The sequence below is a fragment of the Xanthomonas sp. DAR 34887 genome (assembly GCF_041245805.1).
In the GTDB taxonomy this organism is placed as follows: domain Bacteria; phylum Pseudomonadota; class Gammaproteobacteria; order Xanthomonadales; family Xanthomonadaceae; genus Xanthomonas_A; species Xanthomonas_A tesorieronis.
Genome location: NZ_CP162490.1, coordinates 2,814,734 through 2,834,757 on the forward strand (window position 1 = coordinate 2,814,734; position 20,024 = coordinate 2,834,757).

Annotated in this window: 18 protein-coding genes; 9 read left to right on the top strand and 9 right to left on the bottom strand. The window is 68.2% G+C overall.

Features of this window, described 5'->3' with window-relative positions:
• The first annotated feature begins 20 nt into the window (after positions 1-20).
• Both yeiP and AB3X08_RS11955 read left to right on the top strand, forming a co-directional pair.
• Entirely contained in the window at positions 21-587 is a 567-nt protein-coding gene (gene yeiP, locus AB3X08_RS11950; protein ID WP_184414561.1) for an elongation factor P-like protein YeiP, read from the top strand.
• Positions 588-591: 4 nt separating this feature from the next.
• Positions 592-978 (top strand): hypothetical protein, encoded by a 387-nt coding sequence (locus AB3X08_RS11955; RefSeq protein WP_369932782.1) that lies wholly within the window; start codon positions 592-594, stop codon positions 976-978.
• A gap of 222 nt (positions 979-1,200) precedes the next feature.
• On the opposite strand, the gene AB3X08_RS11960 is transcribed toward AB3X08_RS11955, so the two are convergent.
• The 3 genes from AB3X08_RS11960 to AB3X08_RS11970 form a co-directional block, all read right to left on the bottom strand.
• Positions 1,201-3,195 (bottom strand): DUF4105 domain-containing protein, encoded by a 1,995-nt coding sequence (locus tag AB3X08_RS11960; protein ID WP_369932783.1) that lies wholly within the window; start codon positions 3,193-3,195, stop codon positions 1,201-1,203.
• Positions 3,195-3,512, bottom strand: a complete 318-nt coding sequence (locus AB3X08_RS11965; protein ID WP_185812989.1) for a DUF2388 domain-containing protein — start codon at positions 3,510-3,512, stop codon at positions 3,195-3,197. The genes AB3X08_RS11960 and AB3X08_RS11965 overlap by 1 nt, the downstream gene beginning before the upstream one ends.
• 124 nt (positions 3,513-3,636) lie before the next feature.
• Positions 3,637-5,025 carry an FAD-binding oxidoreductase gene (locus tag AB3X08_RS11970; RefSeq protein ID WP_369932785.1) on the bottom strand — a complete coding sequence of 463 codons (1,389 nt, stop codon included), beginning with the start codon at positions 5,023-5,025 and terminating at the stop codon, positions 3,637-3,639.
• A 332-nt stretch (positions 5,026-5,357) separates the two neighbouring features.
• Here AB3X08_RS11970 and serA point away from each other — a divergent pair, with 332 nt between their 5' ends.
• Positions 5,358-6,599 (top strand): phosphoglycerate dehydrogenase, encoded by a 1,242-nt coding sequence (gene serA, locus AB3X08_RS11975; protein WP_369932788.1) that lies wholly within the window; start codon positions 5,358-5,360, stop codon positions 6,597-6,599.
• A 162-nt stretch (positions 6,600-6,761) separates the two neighbouring features.
• Here the strand turns inward: serA and AB3X08_RS11980 are convergent, their stop codons facing one another.
• The gene (locus AB3X08_RS11980; protein ID WP_369932789.1) at positions 6,762-7,037 is read right to left on the bottom strand and encodes a hypothetical protein; all 276 of its coding nucleotides are present in this window, start codon (positions 7,035-7,037) and stop codon (positions 6,762-6,764) included.
• A gap of 118 nt (positions 7,038-7,155) precedes the next feature.
• A complete protein-coding gene (locus AB3X08_RS11985; RefSeq protein WP_369932790.1) occupies positions 7,156-7,707 on the bottom strand; it encodes an NUDIX hydrolase in 552 nt (183 codons plus the stop codon).
• A gap of 169 nt (positions 7,708-7,876) precedes the next feature.
• Between AB3X08_RS11985 and AB3X08_RS11990 the strand changes: the two genes are divergently transcribed.
• The 6 genes from AB3X08_RS11990 (at position 7,877) to AB3X08_RS12015 (ending at position 14,087) form a co-directional block, all read left to right on the top strand.
• Entirely contained in the window at positions 7,877-9,346 is a 1,470-nt protein-coding gene (locus tag AB3X08_RS11990) for an amino acid permease (RefSeq protein WP_369932791.1), read from the top strand.
• Positions 9,347-9,431: 85 nt separating this feature from the next.
• Complete coding sequence (locus AB3X08_RS11995) at positions 9,432-10,868, top strand: amino acid permease (RefSeq protein WP_369932792.1); 1,437 nt, start codon at positions 9,432-9,434, stop codon at positions 10,866-10,868.
• 144 nt (positions 10,869-11,012) lie between these two features.
• A complete protein-coding gene (locus tag AB3X08_RS12000; protein ID WP_369932794.1) occupies positions 11,013-11,654 on the top strand; it encodes a methylthioribulose 1-phosphate dehydratase in 642 nt (213 codons plus the stop codon).
• Between the two features lie 103 nt (positions 11,655-11,757).
• On the top strand, positions 11,758-12,324 hold the full coding sequence (locus AB3X08_RS12005) for a 1,2-dihydroxy-3-keto-5-methylthiopentene dioxygenase (RefSeq protein ID WP_369932795.1): 567 nt from the start codon (positions 11,758-11,760) through the stop codon (positions 12,322-12,324).
• 3 nt (positions 12,325-12,327) lie between these two features.
• Positions 12,328-13,026: an acireductone synthase gene (gene mtnC / locus AB3X08_RS12010; RefSeq protein WP_369932797.1), complete on the top strand. Its 699-nt coding sequence runs from the start codon at positions 12,328-12,330 to the stop codon at positions 13,024-13,026.
• Between the two features lie 50 nt (positions 13,027-13,076).
• Positions 13,077-14,087, top strand: coding sequence for a C13 family peptidase (locus tag AB3X08_RS12015; protein WP_369932798.1), 1,011 nt, complete (start codon positions 13,077-13,079; stop codon positions 14,085-14,087).
• 987 nt (positions 14,088-15,074) lie between these two features.
• On the opposite strand, the gene AB3X08_RS12020 is transcribed toward AB3X08_RS12015, so the two are convergent.
• From AB3X08_RS12020 to AB3X08_RS12035, 4 genes are all read right to left on the bottom strand, one after another.
• Positions 15,075-16,661: a calcineurin-like phosphoesterase C-terminal domain-containing protein gene (locus AB3X08_RS12020; RefSeq protein WP_369932799.1), complete on the bottom strand. Its 1,587-nt coding sequence runs from the start codon at positions 16,659-16,661 to the stop codon at positions 15,075-15,077.
• A gap of 1,059 nt (positions 16,662-17,720) precedes the next feature.
• Positions 17,721-18,569, bottom strand: coding sequence for a sulfotransferase family protein (locus AB3X08_RS12025; RefSeq protein ID WP_369932801.1), 849 nt, complete (start codon positions 18,567-18,569; stop codon positions 17,721-17,723).
• Positions 18,563-19,267, bottom strand: coding sequence for an SDR family NAD(P)-dependent oxidoreductase (locus tag AB3X08_RS12030; RefSeq protein ID WP_369932803.1), 705 nt, complete (start codon positions 19,265-19,267; stop codon positions 18,563-18,565). Before AB3X08_RS12030 ends, AB3X08_RS12025 begins: the two co-directional genes overlap by 7 nt.
• Entirely contained in the window at positions 19,264-20,019 is a 756-nt protein-coding gene (locus tag AB3X08_RS12035; RefSeq protein ID WP_369932804.1) for a hypothetical protein, read from the bottom strand. Before AB3X08_RS12035 ends, AB3X08_RS12030 begins: the two co-directional genes overlap by 4 nt.
• Between the last annotated feature and the right edge of the window lie 5 nt (positions 20,020-20,024).

Below are 20,024 nucleotides of genomic sequence, written 5' to 3' on the forward strand. Positions count from 1 at the left end.
CCAATCCCGGCTCCAAACCCATGAAAGCCAACGAAATCAAGAAAGGCAACGTCGTCGAGTACAACAACGGCGTGTACCAGATCCGCGACATCGAGCGCAGTTCGCCGCAGGGCCGCGGCGGCAACGTGCGCTTCCGCTTCGTGATGTACAGCGTGCCCGGCGGCAACAAGCTCGATGCCAGCTTCGACGGCGACGACGACCTGCGCGAAGTCGATCTGCTGCGCCGCCAGGCCACCTTCTCGTACAAGGACGGCGAGGCATTCGTGTTCCTGGACGACGAGGACTACACCCCGTACACGCTCGATGCCGACGTGATCGGCGACGACGCCGGCTACATCACCGAAGGCCTGAGCGGCATCTACGTGCAGGTCATCGACGACCAGCCGGTGGCGGTGCAGTTGCCGCAGAGCGTGACCCTGGAAGTGATCGAGACCCCGCCGGAACTCAAGGGCGGCACCGCGACTAAGCGGCCGAAGCCAGCCAAGCTCAACACCGGCATCGAGATCATGGTGCCGGAGTACATCGGCAACGGCGAGCGCGTGCTGGTCAACACCACCACCGGCGAGTTCGCCGGGCGTGCGGACTGAGCCCGTGCGCCTGCGCCGCGGCATCGTCCTGGCGACCCTGCTGATCCTGCCCGGCCTGGCCTTGGCCGCGGCGGCCAAGCCCGTGGCCGCGGCGCGAGGCGCGGCCGCCTGCACGATCCCGGAGGAAGTGGATCCCGAGCATCACGTCGGCTTCTGCGCGCTGCCGCAGGAGCTGCGTGCATTCGTCGCGCGCCAGGATGTCTGCAACCACTTCGCCGGCGAGGAGCCCTACGATGCGGCGCGGCGGCGCGAGCTGGACAAGGCGATGGCGAAGTACTGCGACGGCAACGAGGCGACCTGGGCCACGCTGCGCGCGAAGTATCGGCAGGATCCGGTGCGCAACGCGTGGCTGGATCGCTACGGCCAAGACGTGGGTCTCGATTTGCCTTAGCGGCGGCTGCTTGCGCGAGTTGCGTCGGTGCGCCTGTCGCGGCTGACGCCGCTCCTACAAGAGCTCGCTCCCCCGGTAGGAGCGGCTTCAGCCGCGACAGACCACGTCAGGAAGTCCATTCGCGTCCGATAGCGCCAAGACGCCCTGGGTCGCTTGCCCAACCTGTCGCGATCGCATCGGATCGTCACACAGCTCGCGCCAGCGACGAACCAACCCCGCCATTTATTTCGTATCCACAGGCTGCAGCAGCGACGGCGACAACAACTGTAGCCCGCCGCTGTCGCGGTTGAGATCGCGCAACCGCGAACCCAGCGCCGCCAGGTTCGCGTCGATCTGCTGCAGTTCCGCGCGCAGCGGCGGCGGCAGCAAGGCGTGCAGACGCGCCTGCAGCGCGGCGCCGTCGCTGCGCAGCGCGTCGATCCGCGCCTGTCCCTGTTGCTGCAGCCAGGCGCGCTCAGGCGCCTGCGGCAGCCCATAACCGGGCCGGCCTTGCAATAACGTCGAGGGTTGGCTCAACAGACCTTGCTGCGCCAGCAACGCGCGCACTGCGGCAGCAGCGTCGCGGGTCTGGGATGCGCCAGCCGCGGCAGCGGCACCGGCGGTGACATCGGCCCCGGCAGCGCGCGCGCCATCGACAGCGGCGTTGGCGCGAGCCGCAATAGCGGCGTCATCGGCAACGCGTAGCCCGCGTGGCCCGGCCAGATAGCGCCGCTTCAACGCATCGCGGCCGCGCTGCTCCTGGCGCCGGCGCGCGGCGTTCTCCAGCAGCAACAGTGCGGCGCTGGCGCGCAGGTCGCCGCGCTGCAGCCAGGGCGCGCGTTGCGCCGCCGGCAGATCCAGCCAGGCTTCCACGCTGCGCGCCGGCAACGCCAACTGCGCGCGCGCGACCGCGAACATCGCCGCGTAGTGCGCGCTCGCCGGCGCGAAGTAGTAGCCCTGGCGTGTGGCGGCGTCCGCATCGTCCAGCACCGCGGTGTCGGCGATGCCGGCGCGGGCCAGGCGCCGCAGCAGGCCGGTCGGGCTGATGCCGGCCAGGCGCGCGCCGGCCAGCCGCGGCACGCCGTCGTGCAGCAGCTTGTAGGTTTCCACCGCGCAGTTGTTGCTGAGAAAGTAATAGCGTCCGTCGTAGCTCCAGTGCAGCTGCGCGGCACGCTCCAGCAGCGCCGCGCGCTCGTCCGCGCTCAGCCGCAGCGGAATCGACTGCAGGCCGCGCAGCTGCACCTGGGTGTAGTCGTCCACCACCTGCCGCAACGGCAGCACGAACAGCCGCGACGGATACGAACCGATCAGGCCGCGCACGTTGGAGATCTGCACGTCGTCGACGAACGCGCGGAACGACAGCACCTTGTGATACGCCAGGTCCAGGCGGCAATCGGGACCGGGCGCGCGTCCCGGCGCGCAGATCACCAGGCGCAGCATGCTGTGGCCCCAATGGCTCATCGGCTGCGCGTTGCCCTCGGCCAGCAGGTAATCGATCGCGTAGACCCGCGCCGGGTCCAGTTGCAGCAGCGCCGCCTCGTCGGCCAGCGGATCCTGCAGGTAGGCCAGGCCGGGGGCGCAGGCGCTCGCCGGCGGCGACCAGGCCAGGCGCTGCGCGAAATACCGCGCCAACGCCGGGCGCCGGCACGCGTAGTCCGGATCCAGCAGGAAATGTTCCAGGTTGACCGCGACGAATTCCGCCGGCGACTTGAGTTCGTACCGATCCGGGCTACGCTCGCTGAAGGCATTGTGGCTCACGCGCAGGCCCAGGCGCATCGGGCTGACCTGCCAGCCGGCCAGATCCAGCAGGCGCGGATCCGAGGACAGCCGGCCCGCCGCGGAGCGGTCGTAGAAATGCGCCAGTTCGTGCAGCAGCGCGGCGACCGCCGGCCGCCGCGCCGGATCCACCACGTCGCCGTCGGCGGTATCGGCAACAGGCTGCGCCATCCATGCGCGCAGCAAGGCCTTGTTCAACAGCAGGTTGCGCGCCTGCGCCCGGCCGTGCACCCGCTCGGGCAGATCGTCGCGCCATTGCAGCGTCAGCGGCGTCTCGATCGCTGCGGTCCAGGCCGGCGGCAGCCTGGGCAGCGTCGCGTCGAGCAGCGCCTGGCTGGCCGCGCGTTCGGATGCGCTCAATCCGCTCGCATCGACCTGCAACCGCATCGCCTGCGCAGGCAGCGCGCACACCAGCCCGAGCAGCGCCAGCCACGCCAGCCGGCGCAGCCGCCGGCGCGGCATCACAGTGCCAGGATGGCCTGCGCCAGTTGCAGGTCGCTGGCCTGCTGCGCCTGCGGGTTGCGTTCGCGCAGCACGCGCAGCGCCGCCTCCAGCTGCACGCCGCGGATGCGGCCGGCGCTGGCGACGAAGCCGGCCGCGTCGTCGCGCGCCTGCAGCACCAGTTTGTCGTCGCCGGAGCTGCTGTCCGAAGACGCGGAACTGCCCGCGGAGCCGGCCGAGGCGGAACCGGCGGAACTGCCGGCGAAGCTGGAAGCCTGCGCGAACGCGGGGACGGACAGGATCAACAACAGGGCGCAGCGCGCGGTCACTCGGTTCATCGCATCGGGTTCCAACGGGATCGGGAAAGAGAAGCGGCCGTGGCCGCGTCGGCATAGCCTAGCCGGCCGCCGCCGCGAGCGCGAGCGCCGGCGCCGCGCAGATGCGTGCACGGCGTGGCGCGGCTCAGGGGTCGAACAGCTTGCCCGGGTTGAGCAGCCCGGCCGGATCGAACACGCGTTTGACCGCGCGCATCAGCGCGATCTCCTCGGCGCTGCGGGTGCTTTGCAGATACGGCTTCTTGACCAGGCCGATGCCGTGTTCGGCGGAGATGCTGCCGCCATGCTCGGCCAGCACCTGCGCCAGCAGCTTGGTGACCTGTTCGCAGGCGGCGATGAACTCCGCGTCGGCGGTGGCATCGGGCTTGAGCACGTTGATGTGCAGGTTGCCGTCGCCGATGTGGCCGAACCAGACCACGTCGAACTGTGGATAGGCTTCGCCGAGCAGCGCCTGGGTCTGCGCCAGGAACGCCGGCATCGCCGAGATCCGCACCGACACGTCGTTCTTGTACGGCTTGTAGCGCGCCACCGCTTCGGTGATGCCTTCGCGCAAACGCCACAGCTGCGCCGCCTGCGCATCGCTCTGGCTGATCACCCCGTCCAGCACCCAGCCCTGCTCCATGCACGCTTCGAACGCGGCCAGCGCCGCGGCTTCCTGCGCTTCGTCGCCGCTGGCGTACTCGGTGACCACGTAATACGGATAGACCGTGTCGAACGGCGCCTGCGCGCCATGCGCCAGCACGTGCTGCAACGCGCGGTCGGTGAAGAATTCGAACGCTTCCAGCTGCAGGCGGCCGCGGAAGGCGGCGAACACCTGCATCAGCACCTCGAACGACGGCAGCGCCAGCAGCATCACGTTGCTCGGCGGCGGCGGGTCGGTCAGCCGCAGCGTGGCCTCCACGACGACGCCCAGGGTGCCTTCGGAGCCGATCAGCAGCTGACGGAAATCGTAGCCGCTGGAATTCTTGATCAGCCCGCGGTTGAGTTCGAGCAGCTCGCCGTTGCCGGTCACCACCTTGAGTCCGGCGATCCATTCGCGGGTATTGCCGTAGCGGATCACGCGGATGCCGCCGGCGTTGGTGGCGATGTTGCCGCCGATCGAACACGAGCCGCGCGCGGCGAAATCCACCGGATACACCAGCCCGTGCTCGCGCGCCGCGTTGTGCACCGCCTCCAGCGGCATGCCGGCCTGCACGGTGAGGGTGCGATCGACCGCATCGAACGCCAGTGCCTTGTTCATCCGCTCCAGGCTCAGCACCAGTTCGCCGTGCGCGGCCACCGCGCCGCCGGACAGGCCGGTACGGCCGCCGGAGGGCACCACCGCCACCGCATGGTCGTTGGCCCAGCGCAGCACCGCCTGCACCTCCTCCACCGTCGCCGGCAACGCGATCGCCAGCGGCGCCGGCGTCCAGCGCTGGGTCCAGTCGCGGCCGTAGTGCTCCAGGTCGGCGGGGTCGGTCTTCAGGCGCAGTCCGGGAACGGCGTGCGTAAGGGCGTCCAGGCGCGGGTCGGTCATGGGTCGGGATCGGGCGAAGGCAAGCGTTCAAGCCTGCCAGCGTTGGCTGGCGGCGTCTAGGTGGCTTGGGATTCGGGATTCGGGATTCGGGATTCGCAGAGAGCATGCGCCTGACATCGCCCTCGCCCTTCATGCCGATGCTCGGCTCTTCCGATTCCCGATTCCCGATTCCCGATTCCCGATTCCCGATTCCCCATTCCCGATTCACGAAAGATGCAACTGAAACCTTTGCCAGGGTGCGTTTGCGCGACCCCGGCATCCTATTGCGACGCACCAAAGCGCGGACGCATCTGGCATAGTGACCGACCCTTTCGCCTCGCCTCGTCGCCGCAATGTCGCCCAAGAAAACCTCGTTTCCGAAGCAGGACATCCGCGTCCTGCTGCTCGAAGGCATCAGCCAGACCGCCATCGACGTGTTCCGCGCCGCCGGCTACTCGCAGATCGAACTGCACGCCAAATCGCTGCCGGAAGAGGAACTGAAGGCGCGCATCGCCGAGGCGCACATCGTCGGCATCCGCTCGCGCACCCAGCTCAGCGCCGAGGTGCTGGCGCAGGCCAAGCGCCTGATCGCGGTCGGTTGCTTCTGCATCGGCACCAACCAGGTGGACCTGGACGCGGCCGAGCTGGCCGGCATTCCGGTGTTCAACGCGCCCTACTCCAATACACGCAGCGTCGCCGAGCTGGTCATCGCCGAGGCGATCCTGCTGTTGCGCGGCATTCCGCAGAAGAACGCCGAATGCCACCGCGGCGGCTGGTCGAAATCGGCCGCCGGCAGCCACGAGACCCGCGGCAAGGTGCTGGGCATCGTCGGCTACGGCCATATCGGCACCCAGGTCGGCGTGCTGGCCGAAGCGCTGGGCATGCAGGTGATCTTCCACGACATCGAGGCCAAGCTGTCGCTGGGCAACGCGCGCGCGGCGACCGATCTGGACGACTTGCTGGCGCGTTCGGACGTGGTCACCCTGCACGTGCCGGAGACCGCGTCGACCAAGGACATGATCGGCGCGGCGCAGATCGCGCAGATGAAGCCCGGCGCGCACCTGATCAACGCCTCGCGCGGCACCGTGATCGACATCGCCGCGCTGGACGCGGCGCTGAGCTCCGGCCACATCGGCGGCGCGGCGGTGGACGTGTTCCCGGTCGAGCCGAAGGGCAACGGCGACGTGTTCGAATCGCCGCTGGCCGCGCACGACAACGTGATCCTGACTCCGCACGTGGGCGGCAGCACGCTGGAAGCGCAGGACAACATCGGCGTGGAGGTGGCGGCCAAGCTGGTGCGCTACAGCGACAACGGCAGCACCCTGTCGGCGGTGAACTTCCCCGAGGTCACCCTGCCCGAGCACGCCGAAAGCCTGCGCCTGCTGCACATCCACCGCAACGTGCCGGGCGTGCTGTCGCAGATCAACGAACTGTTCTCGCGCCACAACGTCAACATCGACGGCCAGTTCCTGCGCACCGACCCCAAGGTCGGCTACGTGGTCATCGACGTCGCCGCCAGCGAGGAACTGGCCGGCGTGCTGAAGGACGAGCTGGGGCAGATCGCCGGGACCTTGCGGACGCGGATTCTCTACTGACCGGGATTGGGGATTCGGGATTCGGGATTCGTAAGAGCGCAGGGTCGCGTGATCCGCATCTGCGCCACCGCAATCGACCCTAGCCAAATCGCAGCCGGAGAAGGGAATCGCCAGCGCCGCCGCTCTTACGAATCCCCAATCCCGACTCCCCAATCCCGGCCCTCAGGGCAACAACTCGCCGCGCAGCCCTTCGCTCAACAGGTAGTCGTCGGCCTTCAGGTACCAGCGCTCCGGGCCGCTGGTGACCGCTTCCATGTACAGGCCGCCGCCGTCCTCGCGCGGCGGGCGCTGCAGGCTAACGATCGCCACGCCGTGCGGCGGCCCGCTCAAGGCCAGCAGCGTCCGTTGCACGGTGCGCGCCAGGTCGGCCGACTCCATGCGGTCGTCGACCGGACGGAACGCCAGGCGATAGGTGAACGAAGCAGCGGTGCGGGACATGGGCGTGGACGGGCAACGGGCGCCCCAGGGTACCCAATCCGGCCATGCCCGCCCAGCAGGCGGCGGGCGCCCGGCACCCGCGCAAGCCGGTCCGGCAGCGCCGCCCGTCACCGGCGCCTCAGCCGCCGCTGTGCGCCAGCCACTTGCCGGCCATGCGCCGCAGCGACGGATCCAGGTCCGGTTCGGCCAGCAGCTCGGCGATCGGGCGCCAGGCCAGGGCCAGCGATTCGGCGCTGACCGCGAACGCCTCGTCGGCGCCGGCGCGCACCACGTAGCGCGCGTCGAAATGCCAGTGCCCGGGCACGTCCTGGCGCTCAGGGATCCAGTGCCGGTCCAGATCGAACAGCGCGCCGTCCTGCAGCGCCAGACCCGGCAGCCCGGATTCCTCCTCGGCTTCCTTCAGCGCCACCAGCGCCAGGTCGCGGTCGCCGTCGGCGTGCCCGCCCAGCTGCAGCCAGCGCTGCAGCTTGCGGTGGTGGGTCAGCAGGGTGCGGCTGCCGTCGGCGCTGACCAGCCAGGCCGAACCGGTGAAATGGCCGTCCAGGCGTTCGCGCACGAACGGGTCCTGCGCATCGTCCAGCAACGCCAGGAATTGCGCGGCAACCTCGGCCTCCTGCGGCCAACGGACGGCATAGGCCTGCAACTGGCGGCGCAGGGATAGGTCGGGCATCGGCGGTTCTCGCGATCGGGGGCGGCCATTATCGCCGCCGACGGTGCGGCGCGGCTTGTGGCGGCCGTCCGGCTTTGGCATGGTACGACGCTTGCGTGGCCTGCCTGGGCCTAGCGCACCATCTTTACCGGGGCACGACTGCCCCGATCGCCACCGGGGAATGCACCGCATGCTGAAGTCTCTGTTGAGGGTCAAGCCGATCGAGCCTGCCGGCCACGTCGATGCCGGCGAACCGTTCGAAGGCAGCCTGGAAGGCGAAGTCACGCTGAAACGGACCCTCACCGCCAAGCACCTGATCATGCTCGGCATCGGTGCGGTGATCGGCGCGGGCATCTTCGTGCTGACCGGCCAGGCCGCGGCCAACCATGCCGGCCCGGCAGTGATGCTGTCGTTCGTGTTCGCCGGCATCGCCTGCGCCTTCGCCGGCCTGTGCTACGCCGAGTTCGCGGCGATGATGCCGGTCTCCGGCAGCGCCTACTCCTACTCCTACACCACCCTGGGCGAAGGCGTGGCCTGGTTCATCGGCTGGTGCCTGGTACTGGAATACCTGTTCGCCGGCTCCAGCGTCGCGGTCGGCTGGTCGGCCTACCTGATCAGCTTCCTCACCGGCACCCTCGGGCTGCCGTTCCCGGCCGAACTGGCCAGCGCGCCGCTGACCTGGACCGGCCATGCCTTCGTCGCCTCCGGCAGCATCGTCAACCTGCCGGCGGTGCTGATCGTGGCCGCGGTCAGCGCGCTGTGCTACGTGGGCGTCACCCAGTCCGCGTTCGTCAACGCCATCGTGGTGGCGATCAAGGTCCTGGTGATCTGCCTGTTCGTCGGCTTCGGCGTGTCCCATGTGGATCCGGCCAACTGGCACCCGTTCATCCCCGAGAACACCGGGCCGGGCGAGTTCGGCTGGAGCGGCGTGTTCCGCGCCGCCTCGATCGTGTTCTTCTCCTACATCGGCTTCGACGCGGTCTCCACCTCCGCCGGCGAAACCAAGGACCCGCAGCGCAACATGCCGATCGGCATCCTGGTCTCGCTGGCGGTGTGCACGGTGATCTACATCATCGTCTGCGCGGTGCTGACCGGCCTGCTGCCCTATACCCAGCTCGGCACCGCCAAGCCGGTGGCCACCGCCCTGGAGCACTACCCGAGCCTGGCCTGGCTGAAGACCGCGGTGGAGATCGGCGCGATCGCCGGCCTGTCCTCGGTGGTGCTGGTGATGTTGATGGCGCAGCCGCGCATCTTCTACACCATGTCCCGCGACGGCCTGCTGCCCAAGCTGTTCGGCAAGGTCCACCGCAGGTTCCACACGCCCTACGTGGGCACCATCTTCGTCGGCGTGGTCGCCGCGCTGCTGGCCGGGCTGATCCCGCTGGACGTGCTCGGCGAACTGGTGTCGATGGGCACCCTGCTCGCCTTCGCCACGGTCTGCATCGGGGTGATGGTGCTGCGCTTCACCAAGCCGGAGCTGCCGCGCCCGTTCCGGGTGCCGTTCGCGATGCTGATCTGCCCGCTCGGCGCGCTGGCCTGCCTGTTCCTGTTCTTCCAGGCCTTCCAGGAACACTGGAAGGTGTTCGTCGGCTGGACCGTGATCGGTCTGCTCATCTATTTCGGCTACGGCATCCGCCACAGCCGCCTGGCCAAGGCCTGATCCTTTCCGCGAAGACCGGCGCCCGCGCCGGTCTTCGCGTTCGTCCCTTCGTCCATCGCGCGCAGCGCCAGGCTGGAACCGCTCCATGTTCAAACAACTCTGGGCCACCAAACATCCCCACGCCGCCCACGAGGACGCCGGCGGCCTGGGCCTGCAGCGCGCGCTCGGCCCCTGGGGCCTGACCGCACTGGGCATCGGCGCGGTGATCGGCGGCGGCATCTTCGTCATCACCGGCCAGGCCGCGGCCAACCACGCCGGCCCGGCGATCATGCTGTCGTTCGTGCTGGCCGCGCTGTGCTGCGCGTTCTGCGCGCTGGCCTACGCCGAGTTCGCGGCGATGGTGCCGGTCTCCGGCAGCGCCTACACCTACACCTACGCCACCTTCGGCGAACTGGCGGCCTGGTTCATCGGCTGGATGCTGGTGCTGGAATACGGCGTGTCGGCCTCGGCGGTGGCGGTGAGCTGGACCGGCTATTTCCTGAGCCTGCTCGACCATTTCGGCATCCACCTGCCCGCGGCGCTGGTCAACGCGCCGCTGGACGGCAAGCTGCAGCGCACCGGCGCGATCGCCAACCTGCCCGCCGCCGGCATCGTGCTGCTGCTGACCTGGCTGTGCTACGTCGGCATCCGCAAGTCCTCGGCGATGAACATGGCGATGGTGGTGCTGAAGACCGGGCTGATCCTGCTGGTCATCGCGGCCGGCTGGAAGTACGTGGACCCGGCCAACTGGCACCCGTTCATCCCGGCCAACGAAGGCCCCGGCAAGTACGGCATGGACGGCGTGCTGCGCGGCGCGGCGATGGTGTTCTTCGCCTACATCGGCTTCGAGGCGGTGTCGGTGGCGGCGCAGGAGTCGCACCGGCCGCAGCGCGACCTGCCGATCGGCATGATCCTGTCGCTGGTGATCTGCACCGTGCTGTACATCGCCATGGCCGCGGTGATGACCGGACTGGTGCCGTTCGCGCAACTGGGCACCGACGAGCCGGTGGTGACCGCGGTCGCGGCACATCCGCAACTGGGCTGGCTGCGGGTGGTGGTCGAGGTCGGCGCGCTGATCGGCCTGTCTTCGGTGGTGCTGGTGATGATCATCGGTCAGCCGCGGATCTTCATGATCATCGCCCGCGATGGCCTGCTGCCGCCGCTGTTCACCAAGATCCATCCCAAATACCGCACCCCGCACATCAACACGGTGATCACCGGTATCGGCATCGCACTGCTGGCGGCGCTGTTCCCGCTGGACGTGCTCGGCGAACTGACCTCGATGGGCACGCTGATCGCCTTCGCCGCGGTCTGCGCCGGGGTGCTGATCCTGCGCCGCACCCAGCCGGACCTGCCGCGCCCGTTCCGCATCCCGTTCGCCTGGCCGATCTGCATCGCCGGGGTGCTCAGCTGCGTGGCGCTGCTGTCGGCGATGACCGCGCACAACTGGCTGCTGATGGCCGGCTGGACCGTGCTCGGCCTGCTGATCTATTTCGGCTACGGCTTCCGCCACAGCCGTCTGCGCCGCACCGGCCAAGGCTGAGCGATAGAGCCCCTCTCCCTCCGGCGACCGAAGGAAGTCCCCGCGGGAGAGAGGGGTTGGGGGTGAGGGTCCGACGCGAGGAGGTGCTCCTGAGGTGCACCCGCCTGTCATCCCAATCCAGCCATCAAGCCCTACACTACGCGCATGAACGCACTGCCCTACGATTCCGAGCGCCTGCGCACGCTGGCGCACCTGCTGATCGACAACATCCGCGAACTCTCGCAGGCCGGCTGGACCCCAGCCACCAGCAGCAATTTCTCGCACCGCCTGGACGATCGCCATGCCGCGATCACCGTCTCCGGCCGCGACAAGGGCCGGCTGGTGGAGGACGACATCATGGTGGTGGACTTCGACGGCCAGGCGGTCGGCCGGCCACTGCGCCCGTCCGCCGAGACCCTGCTGCACACCCAGCTGTACCGCCGCTTCCCCGAGATCGGCTGCGTGCTGCACACCCATTCGCCGGTGCAGACCGTCGCCTCGCGCCTGTATGCCGGCGCCGGCCACATCCGCCTGGAAGGCTACGAATTGCTGAAGGCGCTGCACGGCAACCAGACCCACGAGACCGCGGTGGACCTGCCGGTGTTCGCCAACACCCAGGACATGACCGTGCTGGCCGCGCAGGTGGACGCGCTGCTGGACCGCACGCCGCTGTGGGGCTACCTGATCGACGGCCACGGCCTGTACGCCTGGGGCCGCGACATGGCCGAGGCGCGCCGCCACCTGGAAGCCATCGAGTTCCTGCTGCATTGCGAACTGGAACTGCGCAAGCTGCGCGCGACCGGCTGAGCCGACGCGCAGCGCCCGCGCGACAGCGTTCCAGCGCCGCAACGGCGGCCTACCCGCCAGCTGCTACCCTTTTCCTCCCCCAACGACGCCCTCGCCCGCCGCCATGAGCCGACTCCGCATCTTCGCCGAAACCACTCCCGACGCGCCGCTGTTCGACAGCCGCGATGGCGACGCGATCGCCGCCGAGCTGCGCAAGATCGGCGTCACCTTCGAGCGCTGGCAGGCCGACCAGCCGATCGAGGCCGGCGCCACCCCGGAGGCGGTAATGGCCGCCTACAAGAGCGATATCGACCGGCTGGTGGCCGAGCACGGCTTCAAGACCGTGGACGTGGTCAGCATCGCCCCGGACCATCCGCAGCGCGAGGAGATGCGCAAGAAGTTCCTCGACGAGCATTTCCACAAGGAAGACGAGGTGCGCTTCTTCGTCGCCGGCTCGGGCCTGTTCACCCTGCATGTGGACGGCAAGGTCTACGAAATCGAATGCGTGCAGAACGACCTGATCGCGGTGCCGGACGGCACCCACCACTGGTTCGACATGGGCCCGGAGCCGCGCTTCATCGCGATCCGCTTCTTCACCGAGCCCGATGGCTGGGTCGGCCATTTCACCGGCACCGACATCGCCCAGCGCTTCCCGCGCTACGAAGCGGCGCTGCGCGGCGAGGCGAACTGAGCGATGGCCAGCCCGCGCGTGATCCTGACCGACATCGAAGGCACCACCAGCAGCATCTCCTTCGTCAAGGACGTGCTGTTTCCCTACGCGCGCCACGCCCTGCCCGACTTCGTCCGCGCGCACGGCCAGCAGCCGCAGGTGCGGCAGTGGCTGGATGCGGTGGCGACCGAATGCGGCGGCATCTGCACCGATGCGGTGATCGTGGAGACGCTGCAGGGCTGGATCGACCAGGACCGCAAGCACACCGCGCTGAAGGCCTTGCAGGGCATGATCTGGGAGGCCGGCTACCAGGATGCCGACTTCGCCGCGCACATCTATCCCGACGCCGCGCCGGCGTTGCGCCGCTGGCATGCCGACGGCCACCCGCTGTACGTGTATTCGTCCGGCTCGGTGCCGGCACAGAAACTGTTCTTCGGCCATAGCGACGCCGGCGACCTGACCGGGCTGTTCTCCGGCTGGTTCGACACCGAGGTCGGCGCCAAGCGCGAAGCGGCCAGTTACGCGCGCATCGCCGAGGCGACCGGCGCGCCGGCCGCGCAGATCGTGTTCCTGTCGGACGTGGTCGCCGAACTCGATGCGGCGCGCGAGGCCGGGCTGGACACGGTGCTGGTCGATCGCCGCGAGGACTATCCCGAACCGCGCCTGGGCGATGCCTGCAACGGCCACCGGCGCGTTGAGAACTTCGCCGAGCTGGCGTTCTGAGCATCGCGGCTCGCGCCGCGCGTCACTGCCTCTTTTTTATGCGGCCGCCCATGCCTTCGTTCCTGCGCAGCCTCCGCGTGTCGTACCGCCGCCTGGCCGTGGTCCTGCTGCTGGCGCTGCTCTTGCCCGCCTGCCATGCCGATGCCGGCGCGCCGCAGGCGAATGCGGATGCGGATGCGCCGGTCGATCCGATCGACCAGGCGCAACTGCGCAAGGCGCTGGATGCGCTGCAGCCGCAGCGTCCGGGCATCACCGACCTGTACGTGGTCGGCTTCGCCGGCGACGCCAGCGAGGACGTGTTCCGCAACGAAACCCTGTACCTGCGCCAGTTGTTCGCGCAACGTTTCGATGCGGCGGGGCATATCGTCACCCTGATCAATCACGCCGACAATCTCGGCGCCCACGCCTACGCGCCGCAGGCCTCGTACGACAACCTGGCCGACACGCTGCAGCGGATCGGCAAATTGATGGACCGGCGCGAGGACGCGCTGCTGCTGTTCCTGACCAGCCACGGCACCGAGCAGCATGAGCTGTACGTGCAGTTCGGCCCCGGCGAGGACGCCGACTACGACACCATCACCCCCACCGAATTGCGCGGGCTGCTCGACGACGCCGGCATCCGCAACCGGGTGATCGTGCTGTCGGCCTGCTATTCGGGCGGCTTCGTGCCGGCGTTGAAGAGTCCGGACACGCTGATCATCACCGCCGCGCGCCGCGATCGGCCCTCGTTCGGCTGCGGCAATACCGCCAGCGCGACCTATTTCGGCCGCGCCTGGCTGATCGACGCGCTGGCGCGCACCACCGACTTCGTCGAGAGCTACCGCCTGGCCGCCGCCGAAATCACCGCGCGCGAGCAGGCCGAAGGCGAGGCGCCGTCGTATCCGCAGCTTTACGTCGGCGCGCGCATCGTGCCGCTGCTGCAGCGCTGGCGCGCGCAGTTGCAGCCGGTCGCGGCGCCGGCGTATCCGTATCCGGAACCTGAGGCGAAGACGGACACGGAGACGGAGGCGGAGACGACAGCAACGCCGAACCCGGCGGCTGATGGCAAGGCTGGACAATAGCCGGGCGGGGCAACGCGTCGGATCCGAATGCCGGTGACGAAGACGATGACCGAAGCCGATGCCGATGCCGAGTCGGCAGGTTCAGTGCATGCGACAACATTCGCAACGAGCCCGAGGTTGCTTCGTCCGACTCCTACCGCACACCGCTTTCCCACAGGGGTTTCCTTCGGGAGCCGCTAGGAGAGCGGGTTCAGCGTGACGATGGGCATCGCCCTCCGCGGTCGCGCCGACCCTCGGCGTCGCGCGACGACAGGCGGGCAAGACGATTCGGTACGTGCCGCGCGCCACGCGATCGCCAAATGGCTCCGCGCCCAGGAAATGCAGTGCGGTTCAAGCCTATGTCCTTCGTGCGCCGCCCCCAGGAGGAAATGCGAGTGAGTCGCGTTTGATCGCCGACTCGTGGCACTCGCTAGACTTGGCCCCGCAGCAAGCCCGCCAGCCTCACGCCAGCCAGCTGCTCCCGATCCTTCCGCCCGCTCGCCTTCGCTCGCCAGCCAGGATCACCCGTTCTCGCCGGCCTCCCTAGTGGAGGCGTTTTTGTTTTGGAGATTCGGAAAATCCGCGTGCTGGTCCTATGCCTTGTGGCCAGCGGCGCTGACCCACCCACGGGCTCTGAAGCGTTTGCTGCTTGCGCTCGTCGCGACTGAAGTCGCTCCCACAAAACCTCGCGACGCGCCGGCAGGATGCACTGTAGGAGCGGCTTCAGCCGCGACAATTCGCTTAAGGAGCCAAACAATGTGCCGGTGCATTCGTCGCGGCTGAAGCCGCTCCTACAAAGGCGCGCAGCGGCGCGCTGGAAGCAGTGTGGGAGGGACTTCAGTCCCGACACAGGAAGCCAGACCGTTCGCCGTAAACTGCTGCTTGCATCGACGAAAACCCGCTGCAGCAATGCGCCGACTGCGGCGCGTCGAGGCTGCTTTTCCGACTCCCCAATCCCGACTCACCCAATCCCTGCCTCACGCATCCCCTGCTCGCCCCACGCAGAACTCAGGGCGTCGCATCCTGCAGGCGATAGGAAGTGCTCGCGCGCTGCTCGCCGCGCCAACGGTCGAAGGCGCGCACCTCGATGCGATGCGCGCCGGCAGCCAGATCGGTCGGCAAGGTGCCGCGCCACAGATGCTGCGACGGGACGGCTTCCGGCGAGCGATCGTAGCCGCGCAGCGCCTCGGCGGCATCGTCGCGCGCGTTTTCGGCGAGCATGTCCGGATCCGGCCGCAGCACGCGCACCATCGGCTTCCAGTCGCCCTCGTCGATGCGATATTCCACGCGGCTGCCCTCCTCGCCCATGAACACGTTCGCGTACACCCCGAAGTCCGGATAGGCCTTGCGGCGCAGCAACTTGGGCGCGTGCAACTGCAGCTGCGGGTCGCCGGCCGCACGTGCGACGTGATAGGCCAGCGCATAGTCGCCGCCCCGTTTCACGTGCAGGACCGCATAGCCGTTCGGGGTGCCGTCGGCCATCGTGGTCGCCGGGATGCCGTCGGCATCCTTGACGCCCGACCAGTAAGCGCCACAGGCCGCGCCGACGTTGTATTCGTGCAGCGGCTGCGCGCCGTGCCAGCCTTCGTCGGCGCCGTGGTAATAGTGGCGCTGCGTGTGGGTATGGCCGCTGAGCACCAGCACGTGCGGAAACGCCTGCAGCAAGCCGAACAGGCGCGCGCGGTCGGCATGGCGGAAGGTCTCCTTGCCCGGCGCGGCGTCGAACAGCGGGATGTGCATGCCCAGCACCACCAGCCGCTCTTTCGGCACCGTTGCCAGGTAGGCCTGCAGGAACGCGAACTGGTCCTCGCGCAGGCCACCGATGTAGTCGGGCTGCTGCTTCGGCCGATAGACAACGTCGTCGAGGAACACGAAGCTGGCACCGCCCTCCTCCACCGCGTAGGTATCCGGTCCATAGACCGCGCGCCAGCTGGACAGCGAGTCGGCATCGTCGGCCGCGTCGAAGTTCAGATCGTGGTTGCCGGGCACATGGAACCACGGCACGCCGAGCTTGGCGGTTTCGACATTCAGCGCCGGATACAGCGACAGGTCGTCGCTGACCACGTCGCCCAGGGTGGTACCCAGACGCGCGTGGGTCTTGCCCACCAGCGGCGCGACGATATCGCGTGCGTAGTAGCCGACGTCGGTTGCCGAAGCGGTCTGGGTGTCGGTGAACACCAGCACCTCGGTTTCAGCCGCGGCTGGCTGCGCGCGCAGCGCGAAATCCCAGCCGCTGGTGGTGTCGCCGGACGATGCGATGCCCGGATATTTCAACTTGGGCGATCCCGCCGGCGCGTAGTGCCGCCAGTAATCCGGCAAGCCGTTGCCGGCGCTGGCGAAGACGTAGCCATCGGGTTTGATCACGAACACCGTGCGCCCCGGCTCCACCGCCAAGGTATAGCGGCCCTGCGCATCGGTGCGCACGATGTGCACGCCGTCGGACACCTGTACGCCAGCGATGCCGCGCTCGCCCTTTCCGCGGCCCGCGTGGCCATCGCGTTCCTGATAGACGCTGCCGCTGATCGTCGCCGGCTGCGCCAGCACCGGAAGTGCGGCAGCCAACAGGCAGGTGAGGACTACGACGCGCAACGACATGGAATGGACCCGGCAAGCGAAAGAAGTGGCGATTGTAGCCATCCCTCACGGCACGGCGGTGACTGCGACTGCGCAAGCCAGCCGTTGAGGTCGGCCAAGTACTTCGCCTGTCGCCGCCCCTCCGGGGGGTTGCGCGGGGAACGGCAAGCAGCGCCGCGCGGCGTGGCGCGCGCACAACTGTCGAACCGCGCCAACGCATAGGTGCGGCGGCCGCCAATACTCTTCTGTTTGCGCCAGCTTGGCCGGACAGGCGCGCACGTCTGACCGGGAAATCGGTTTTCGCCAGAGGTGCCGCGCTTCCAGCAGCGCGACCGCGTCGGCCAGGGCCTGCCCCTGCGCTTGTCGCGATTGAAGTGCTCCCCAAGCACTCGTCGCGCACCAGCAGATGCGCTGTAGGAGGGGTTCACCGCCGACAGCTCGCTTGCAGAGCCGACCGATTTGCCGGCTCGCTCGTCGCGACTGAAGGGCACCTCTAATAACTCCATTCCGGAAGCTGCACGCTGCGCGTGGCGATGGCGTGCTCCTTTTTTTTGTCGCGGCTGAAGCCGCTCCTACACATGCGCGCCGTGCTCTTGTAGGAGCGGCTTCAGCCGCGACAGGAAGACGAAGTGGCCGTGATGCCAAGGCGTCCATGAAAAACGCGGCCGCAACGCCACCGTCTACCGCCAATGCGCCTTTGCCATCCATGGCATTCGAACGTATCGATGCCGGATACCTGTAGGCTGGGCGTGTCGGCGTCTCGCAGGTGTATCGACATGCTTTGGGGGTTATTAGAGGTACCCTTCAGCCGCTCCTACAACGGCGCGCAGCCGTGGATTGCTGGGTGCGCCAGGAAAAGGGCTTCAGTCCCGACGCAGGAAGGCGAAACGCTCGACCCTTGCCAGGCCGGGAACCACTTCCGCAACGCGCAGGGCGCGGACGAGCGCCCTGCGCTTGCAGCGATGGCCGGGCATCGCAAGACTGAAGCCGATCACGTGCAATCTTGGCAAGTCCGGCCAAGCCCGGACTCCTGCCGATCCTGGATTGCAAGGGCAGCTGATGCGTCCCGGGTCGAAGCCGTCAGGCATGCCGCCACGCGGCTGGCCAGGGCCTGCCCGCCGCCGTTGGAAAATCGGCGTTGACCTCCTGTGCGCGGTGGCGCAACCGCATGCGCAGGGCGTCGGGTATCGCGACTGCGCCCTTGCCCGCGTGCAACCGGGAAGCGTCGGGATTCATTTTGCGGCGAAGATGGTCCGGCAGATCGCGCAGTTGCTTCATCGCGGTCACCCGCACCGCCTCGCGCGCCTGCCGGGAGTCGAAGCTCACCGGTGCGTCCCGGTCGATCCCAAGCCAGCCACAGAGATCGCGAAAGCCGGCTTCCGGTGCCGCGTACATGTCCTCGAACGTCATCAACCGGAATTGCTCCTCCGGAAAGAACCGGCGCCAGCGCGACAGCGGCGCGGTCACGTCCAGGAGTTTGAGGTAGTGCAGTCCGAACGGGAAATACGTGGTCGCGAAACGCGCGTCGCCCGTTCGCAGCATCGCCGTCTCGGGGTTGGTGTCGCCTTCGTTGCCGGTGCGCAGATACAGCTCGTACAGGCTGACCAGCATGTCCGCCGGATTGCGTAACAGCAGCACGATGCGCGCATCGGGATGCGCCTTGGCGATCAACGCCGGCGCCTGGTGGCTGTAGAAGTACCAGACCGAGGCTTCGGCGCGATAGCGCTGATCGCCCGCGACGGCGAACAGCCGCTGGTAATCCGACGGATCGGACACGGTGTGCGGCTGAGCGGGCAGATCCGCGGCGTAGAAATGCGGTTCCTTCAGCACGGACGCGTAGACATCGGGATGTTGCTTCAACGCGGCGAACAGCGAGGTGGTGCCGCATCTGGGCGCGCCGATGACAAACAGATTCGGCGCCTTCACCACGGAAAGATCGCCTTGTCCTTGTAGAACTTTCCGGTCTCGCCGCCGCCATCGGCCAGCCACAGGATGGTCTCGGCGCCCTGCTCTGGCGAACGCGGCGCGGCGATGCCGCCGAGCTTGGTCCTGACCCAGCCTGGTGTCATGCAGTTGACGCGGATGCCGCTGTCGGCGAGTTCGATGGCCAGCGCCTGGGTCAGCACGTTCAGCGCCGACTTCGAGCTTCGGTATGCCAGGTTGTTGCCTTCGATCTTGGTGGAGCTGCCATGGCCGCTGGACACGTTGATGATCTGTGCCTGCGCACGCTCGCGCATCAACGGCAAGGCGAGCTGGATCAGGCGCCACGGACCGAAGAAATTGACGTCGAAGGTCGCCCGCGCCTGCGCCTGGGCTTCCGTACTGGGTCTGTCGCGCACGCCGACGGAGACGCCGGCGTTGTTGACGAGCAGGTCGATATGCCCGTGGGCTTGCGCGATGACGTCGATCGCCGCCGCCATCGACGCTTCGGAACAGACATCGAGCTGGATCGGCGTCACGTTGACCAGGTGATGGCGCTCGACCGCCGACGCCCCTTCGTGCGGATTCCGGCAGCCCATGTACACCTGCATGCCGCGCTGGGCAAGGCCTTCGCATGCGGCCAGGCCGATGCCGCGATTGCCGCCGCTGACGAGGGCGACGCGATCGCCGCGGGTAGTCTCGGTCATGCGGCATCCCTCCGGTAGTCCGGAAAGCGATTGAACAGGAAGGCTTCCTTGCGCAGGACGAAATCGCGCAGATCGGCGTCGAAGTAGTCGCGCGCACGCGGGCGCGCCCGCGCTTCGTGGGCCTCGTCCGGCATTACCCTGGCATGCTCGCGAACGGCCTGCGACAGCGACGCATCCGCGCCATGGCGCTGGATATAGTCGGCGAGGTCGTCGTTGAGCGTCTCGGTCCGCAGGAATTCGACCGGATACTCGTACGCTGGCAGATGTCCCCGATCGAGGTCCTGTTCGACGATGGCGGCGAACGCGCGCTTCGGGTCCTTGCAGAAGAAGCGAATGAACTGCTCCGTATGCCATCCTAGCGCCCGCTCGGCCGGCAACCGCGGTGTGTCGTAGCCGCTGGCGACGCCGCGATGCACGTTGACGAAGAAGCGGTTGGCGATCGCGACGAACGCGTCGAAGCCGACCTGGGGATACGCCGGGAACTCCCGCTGGATCCGCGCCGGATCGCAGTATTCCTCGGGATGCGTCTTCCACCAGCCATAGTGGTACTGGGACACGTAGCGCTCGAAGGGCGAGCGCATCACCGAGAGGATGGGCTTGCCCCGGTCGGCGGCCGGGATCTCGTCGCAGGTGGCATGTTTGCGCCCGGTTTCGACGGCCTGCGCGCCATACACGCGCCGCAGCATCTCGGCGATGAAGGTTCCGCCCGTCTTGGGCATGTGGATGAAAACGAAATCCGGCGTTATCAGCATCGTGG

Coding starts and splice junctions, on each gene's coding strand:
- yeiP (WP_184414561.1), top strand. CDS start 21: ATGAAAGCCAACGAAATCAAGAAAGGCAACGTCGTCGAGTACAACAAC.
- AB3X08_RS11960 (WP_369932783.1), bottom strand. CDS start 3,195: ATGCCGCGCCGGCGGCTGCGCCGGCTGGCGTGGCTGGCGCTGCTCGGG.
- AB3X08_RS11965 (WP_185812989.1), bottom strand. CDS start 3,512: ATGAACCGAGTGACCGCGCGCTGCGCCCTGTTGTTGATCCTGTCCGTC.
- AB3X08_RS11970 (WP_369932785.1), bottom strand. CDS start 5,025: ATGACCGACCCGCGCCTGGACGCCCTTACGCACGCCGTTCCCGGACTG.
- serA (WP_369932788.1), top strand. CDS start 5,358: ATGTCGCCCAAGAAAACCTCGTTTCCGAAGCAGGACATCCGCGTCCTG.
- AB3X08_RS11980 (WP_369932789.1), bottom strand. CDS start 7,037: ATGTCCCGCACCGCTGCTTCGTTCACCTATCGCCTGGCGTTCCGTCCG.
- AB3X08_RS11985 (WP_369932790.1), bottom strand. CDS start 7,707: ATGCCCGACCTATCCCTGCGCCGCCAGTTGCAGGCCTATGCCGTCCGT.
- AB3X08_RS11990 (WP_369932791.1), top strand. CDS start 7,877: ATGCTGAAGTCTCTGTTGAGGGTCAAGCCGATCGAGCCTGCCGGCCAC.
- AB3X08_RS11995 (WP_369932792.1), top strand. CDS start 9,432: ATGTTCAAACAACTCTGGGCCACCAAACATCCCCACGCCGCCCACGAG.
- AB3X08_RS12000 (WP_369932794.1), top strand. CDS start 11,013: ATGAACGCACTGCCCTACGATTCCGAGCGCCTGCGCACGCTGGCGCAC.
- AB3X08_RS12005 (WP_369932795.1), top strand. CDS start 11,758: ATGAGCCGACTCCGCATCTTCGCCGAAACCACTCCCGACGCGCCGCTG.
- mtnC (WP_369932797.1), top strand. CDS start 12,328: ATGGCCAGCCCGCGCGTGATCCTGACCGACATCGAAGGCACCACCAGC.
- AB3X08_RS12015 (WP_369932798.1), top strand. CDS start 13,077: ATGCCTTCGTTCCTGCGCAGCCTCCGCGTGTCGTACCGCCGCCTGGCC.
- AB3X08_RS12020 (WP_369932799.1), bottom strand. CDS start 16,661: ATGTCGTTGCGCGTCGTAGTCCTCACCTGCCTGTTGGCTGCCGCACTT.
- AB3X08_RS12030 (WP_369932803.1), bottom strand. CDS start 19,267: ATGACCGAGACTACCCGCGGCGATCGCGTCGCCCTCGTCAGCGGCGGC.
- AB3X08_RS12035 (WP_369932804.1), bottom strand. CDS start 20,019: ATGCTGATAACGCCGGATTTCGTTTTCATCCACATGCCCAAGACGGGC.